General features: G+C 74.4%; 5 protein-coding genes and 1 pseudogene. 1 reads left to right on the plus strand and 5 read right to left on the minus strand.

From position 1 onward, the window contains the following. Positions 1–291: pseudogene (locus BZL64_RS25055) on the minus strand (endoglycosylceramidase); the annotation flags it as partial. Between the two features lie 200 nt (positions 292–491). On the opposite strand from BZL64_RS25055, the gene BZL64_RS25060 reads away from it, so the two are divergent. After that, complete coding sequence (locus BZL64_RS25060; protein ID WP_086771460.1) at positions 492–1,592, plus strand: XdhC family protein; 1,101 nt, start codon at positions 492–494, stop codon at positions 1,590–1,592. 5 nt (positions 1,593–1,597) lie between these two features. On the opposite strand, the gene BZL64_RS25065 is transcribed toward BZL64_RS25060, so the two are convergent. The 4 genes from BZL64_RS25065 to BZL64_RS25080 are packed head-to-tail and all read right to left on the minus strand — an operon-like array spanning position 1,598 to position 5,198. Next, positions 1,598–2,098, minus strand: coding sequence for a metallophosphoesterase family protein (locus BZL64_RS25065; protein WP_086771461.1), 501 nt, complete (start codon positions 2,096–2,098; stop codon positions 1,598–1,600). Between the two features lie 20 nt (positions 2,099–2,118). After that, the gene (locus BZL64_RS25070; RefSeq protein WP_086771462.1) at positions 2,119–2,304 is read right to left on the minus strand and encodes a hypothetical protein; all 186 of its coding nucleotides are present in this window, start codon (positions 2,302–2,304) and stop codon (positions 2,119–2,121) included. 28 nt (positions 2,305–2,332) lie between these two features. Continuing rightward, positions 2,333–2,704 carry a DUF6479 family protein gene (locus tag BZL64_RS25075; protein ID WP_208639508.1) on the minus strand — a complete coding sequence of 124 codons (372 nt, stop codon included), beginning with the start codon at positions 2,702–2,704 and terminating at the stop codon, positions 2,333–2,335. Between the two features lie 49 nt (positions 2,705–2,753). Continuing rightward, positions 2,754–5,198: a SpoIIE family protein phosphatase gene (locus BZL64_RS25080; protein WP_167396198.1), complete on the minus strand. Its 2,445-nt coding sequence runs from the start codon at positions 5,196–5,198 to the stop codon at positions 2,754–2,756. Positions 5,199–5,324 lie beyond the last annotated feature (126 nt).

The following is a 5,324-nucleotide window of genomic DNA, read 5'->3' on the forward strand; positions in this document are numbered from 1 at the left end:
GGCGCGAAGGGCGGTCGCCGACTTCCTGGCGTCGGTGACCGAGGCGAAGGGCAGGCCCTTGTTCTCGGCGAGCTTGGTCTCGCCGGAGACGTTGTAACCGCGCAGGACGACCTCGCGGCCGGTGGCGTCCACGAAGCGGCCGGCGGACACGGTGAGCGCGGTGCCGTCGAACGGGAGGGAGTCGGGGAGGGGGGCGGCGGTGGCGGCCGGGGAGCCCGCCATCGTCAGGAATCCGCAGAGTCCGCAGAGGACGACCAGAACAGCGAGCAGACGTGCCCGGATATTCGGCATGTCCACTACAGTCCGGCCATTTCCGGACACCGTCAATACCTTCTGACCCATGAGTAAGTTGACTTACCGTCAGCACTGATGGTGATGCCCCGCCGCCGTTCGAGTGCGAGGGTGTCGGTGTGGGTACTCCCGGCGTCGACGTGGGCGTTCCTTCCCTGGGGGACGTGAACGCTGCTCGGGCGGGAGGAAAGGAGTCGAGCGTGCGCGAGATTCTCCCGGTCCTGAAGGACTGGTACGCCGCCGGTGAGCCGTTCGGGCTCGCCACCGTGGTCGCGGTGAGCCGCAGCGCGCCGCGCGATCCGGGCGCCGCCATGGCGGTCGGACCCGGCGACGAGGTCGTGGGCAGCGTGTCCGGGGGGTGTGTGGAGGGCGCGGTGTTCGAGCTGGCGCGAGAGGTGCTGGCGAGCGGCGAGGCCCGGCCGGCGACCTTCGGCTACAGCGACGAGGACGCCTTCGCGGTCGGTCTGACCTGCGGCGGCGAGATCACCGTCCTGGTCCGGCCCGTCACAGCCGCCCTCGACCCCTCGTTCGGGGCGGTCGCCGCGTCGGTCTCGGCGGGCGAGCCGGTGACCGTCGCCACGGTGGTGGACGGGCCCGCCCGGCGCGGGGCCACGCTCGCGGTGTGGCCGGAGCGGACCTCCGGCACGCTGGGCACCGGCGGCCTGGACGCGGCGGTCGCCGCCGACGCGCGCGGCGAACTCGCCCTGGGCGCCACCGGCGTACGGCACTACGGGCCGCGCGGCCAGCGGCGTCAGGACGCCGTGCCGGTGTTCCTGCACTCGTTCGCGCCGCCGCCGCGCATGCTGGTCTTCGGGGCGATCGACTACGCGGCGGCCGTCGCCCGGATCGGCGGCTTCCTCGGCTACCGGGTCACCGTGTGCGACGCACGGCCCGTGTTCGCCACGCCGCGCCGCTTCCCGGCGGGCGTCGAGGTGGTCGTGGAGTGGCCGCACCGCTATCTGCGCGAGGCGGACACCGACGGGCGCACGGTGATCTGCGTGCTGACCCACGACCCGAAGTTCGACGTGCCGCTGCTGGAGGTGGCGCTGCGCCGGCCGGCCGCGTACATCGGGGCGATGGGCAGCCGCCGTACCCACGACGAGCGCCGGAACCGCCTGGTCGCGGCGGGACTGACCGAGGACGAACTGTCCCGGCTGCGCTCACCGGTGGGACTCGACCTGGGGGCGCGTACGCCGGAGGAGGTGGCCGTGTCCGTGGCCGCCGAGATCGTCGCGCTGCGCTGGGGCGGCAGCGGGGTTCCGCTGACGGCCACGACGGGGGCGGTCCATGCCTCGCGCTAGCCCCCTCAGCGGGGCGGCAGGCGGTGCAGGACGACGTCCGTCAGCCGGCCCGCCGCTGCGACGGCCGTCAGGTAGGTGCAGTGCGGCTGACGCCGGCGGTCGGTCGGGGACCCCGGGTTGAGCAGGCGCAGCCCGCCGGGGGCCGTGGTGTCCCACGGGATGTGGCTGTGGCCGAAGACCAGGACGTCGAGGTCGGGGAAGCGGGCGGCGCAGCGGGCCTCCCTGCCCTGGGCCGGTCCGGTCTCGTGGACCACGCCGAGGCGCAGCCCGCCGAGGTCGGCGCAGGCGGTCTCGGGGAGACGGGCCCGCAGTTCGGGGCCGTCGTTGTTGCCGTACACGCCGATCAGCCGACGGCTGCGGCTCTCCAGCAGGTCGAGGGTGTCCGTGTCGACCCAGTCCCCCGCGTGCACGACGACATCGGCACCGGGGAGCGCGTCCAGCAGCGGCGCGGGAAGCGCCTTGGCGCGCTTGGGCAGGTGGGTGTCGGACATGAGCAGCAGGCGCACGCCCTCAGCGTAGGGCGCGGTCAGTCCTCACCCCGGACGATGTTGCCCTCCGCGCCGAAGCGTGTCGCCGGCGCGGTGCCGGGGGCCTCCACGGCCGGTATCCAGGTGCGGAGCGCGGCCTTGGCGCTGCGCAGCCTGCGTGCCCTGGCCCAGCCCGTCTCGGGGCGGCGGGCGGTGGGTTTCTCCTCCAGGGGTGAGGTCGTCACGGTCGTTCATCGCCTTTCTCTTCCACGGTCAGCGGGCACCCGGGCCGCCACTGCCGAACGAGCCGCCGGACCCCGGATTCCAGCGGGGGCGGCTCTGGTCGTCGCTCTCCCGGCTGCCGGTGGGCCTCAGTTCGTGCGGGGTGAGGCGTTCGCCGTCCTCCGGCCGCGGCATCGCGTTCGGCTCGCGCGCCCCGTGGCTCTCGCGCACCGGGCCCGACTCGGGCATCCGGGGCTGATCCTCGGGGCGTGGTGGCGCGGGTTCACGGCTGCGGATCCTGGCACCGAGCCGGAAGGCCCAGATCAGACCGCCGACGAGCACGACGCCGACGACGACGAAGGCGACGGTGGCCAGAACGGATTTTCCGGAGGCCGCCAGAACGGTGGTGGCGAGGGTGTCCATGGGCAGCGGGTACCCGCGACGCACTCGGGAACACCCGCGCTCCGCCGGCTCACAGCTCCAGCAGAAGCTCGCTCCACACCTGCTTGCCGCCGCTGACCGGCAGCGTCCCCCAGGCGTCGGACATGGCCTCGACGAGGAGGATGCCCCGGCCGCCGGTGGCCTCCCAGCCCAGGCTGGTCGGCTTGACGGGCGAGCGCGGCGAGTTGTCGGTGACGGAGACGCGCAGCCGGTGGTTGACCAGGGTCAGGTCGAGGCGGACCGGTCCCTCGGTGTGGACGAGGGCGTTCGTGACGAGTTCGGAGACGACCAGCAGGGCCGCGTCCATGGCGTCCACCCGCACACCCCAGGCGCGCAGGCTGCGCCGGGTGAAGCGGCGGGCGTGCCGGGCGGCCTCGGGGACCCGCCACACCGTCCAGCCCTCGCGCAGGGGGCGTACGGCCATGCCGTCGTAGCGCATCAGGAGCAGGGCTACGTCGTCGCCGCGGTGGGCGTTGCCGAGCAGGGCGTCGGCGACGAGACCCAGGTGGGCGGGGTCGGAGACGGAGAGTTCGTGGGCGAGCCGGTCCATTCCGGTGTCGATGTCCAGCTCGGCGGACTCCACGAGCCCGTCCGTGGTCAGGGCGATGACCGTGCCGGGCATCAGCCGCAGCGGGGTCATCGGGAAGTCGGCCTGGGTGACGACGCCGAGCGGGGGGCCGCCGTCGGACTCGGCGATCTCCGTTACGCCGTCCGGGTGACGCAGCACCGGCGGCGGGTGCCCTGCGCGTACGCACCAGGCGGTGCCGGCCTCCATGTCGACCTCGACGTAGCAGCAGGTCGCGAAGAGGTCGGTCTCCAGTTCCATCAGGAGCCGGTTGGCGTGCGAGACCACGACGTCCGGCGGGTGTCCCTCGGCCGCGTAGGCGCGCAGGGCGGTGCGCATCTGGCCCATCAGGGTGGCGGCGCCGGTGCTGTGGCCCTGGACGTCGCCGATGACGAGGGCGACGTGGTTGTCGGGCAGCGGGATCACGTCGTACCAGTCGCCGCCGACCTCCAGGCCCGCGGTGGCCGGAAGGTAGCGGGCGACGGCGACCGCGCCGGGGAGTTTCGGCAGCCGGCGGGGCAGCAGCTGGCGCTGCAGCATGCCGACGAGTTCGTGCTCGGCGTCGAAGGCGTGGGCCCGCATCAGGGCCTGGCCGACGAGTCCCGCGGAGGCGGTGAGCAGGGCGCGTTCGTCGGGCCCGAAGTCGTGCGGGGTGTCCCAGCCGATCAGGCAGGCGCCCGCCATGCGGCCCCCGGCGGACAGCGGCAGGACGGCCAGGCCGCCGGGGCCGACGTCGGCCAGGGCCGGTTCCAGGGGCGTGCCGGCGGGCCAGATCCGGGCCCGCCCCTCGCGCAGGGCGGCGGCGAGCGTGGGCATCGTGCGCACCGGCGCGTCCGGCCACTCGGTGCGCCACTCCAGCCGCCACAGTTCGGGCCAGGACTCGGGTTCGGGCGGGTCCAGGACGGTGACGACGAGGCGGTCGTTCTCCAGCTCGGCCAGCGCGATGCGGTCGGCCCGCAGCGGGAGGCGCAGCGCGGAGACGACGGCCTGGCTGACGTCCCGGACCGTGCCGGCGGTGGCGAGGGCGGCGGCCAGGCGTTGCACGCGGGCCACGTCCGTGACGCCGGAGCGCAGCGTGGAGACGTCGGCGACGGTGCCGACGAGGCGGGCCGGGTGGCCCTCGCCGCCGGGCAGGAGACGACCTCGCAGCCGCAGCCAGCGGGGCGGGCCGCCGTCGGCCCGCAGCACCCGGAACTCCAGCTCGCGTTCGCCGATCGACATGTGGTCGGCCTCGACGACGGACATCAGCGAGGGCAGATCGTCGGGGACGGTGTGGCCGAGCAGGGTCTCCACCCGGCCGTCGAACCGGTCCCTGCGCAGGCCGAACAGCTCCAGGATCTCGTCGCCGACCTCGACCCGGCCGGTGTCCATGGCGAGGCTGAAGGAGTTGGCGCGCAGTTCCTCCGCCTCGTCGGGCTCGGTGGGTGCGGGCAGCGAGACGGCCTCGGCGACGAGTTCCAGGCAGGCGCGGTCGTCGGTGCCGAAGCCGCCGGGGTTGTCGGTGACGGCGAGCAGAGCGCCGCCGTCACCGCCGTGCACGGGCAGCGCGGCCAGGTGGACGTCCCCGGGCATCCTGCGCAGCTCCGCGTAGTCGGCGAGCCGCTCAGGGCCCAGCCACAGGGACGCCCCGGAGCGGTGCGCGTCGGCGGCCGGGGAACGCCCGTCGACGGCGTAGGTCTCCCGCAGCCCGTACAGCGTCCTCGGGACGCCGGCCGACTCGATCAGGCAGAGCAGGTCGGCGCCGTCGCCGGGCGTGTAGACGGCGGCCAGGCTGGCGCTGGAGAAGACCAGTGCCTGTTCGAGAACGCGCCGCATCCGCTCGGGCGAGGCGGGCCCGCCCGTGACCGTCTTCAGGGCAAGCTCGACACGCAGGGCTCTCGCCTTGCGCTCCGCCGCACCCTGACTGACCACGACCGTAATTACAGCGCTAATGCGACGTTCCCGCAGCCCTTGCGGCGAGGCGGGGCTGTGGGTGGGCCCGCCGGGCCCACAAGGCGCTCATGCCGCCGGCTTCTTTCGCCCCGCCGCCCCTCCCCG

The organism is Streptomyces bobili (assembly GCF_002154575.1).
Lineage (GTDB): Bacteria > Actinomycetota > Actinomycetes > Streptomycetales > Streptomycetaceae > Streptomyces > Streptomyces bobili.

Excerpts from the sequence above, each read along its gene's own strand:
- BZL64_RS25075 (WP_208639508.1), bottom strand. The coding sequence starts at position 2,704 with ATGGACACCCTCGCCACCACCGTTCTGGCGGCCTCCGGAAAATCCGTT.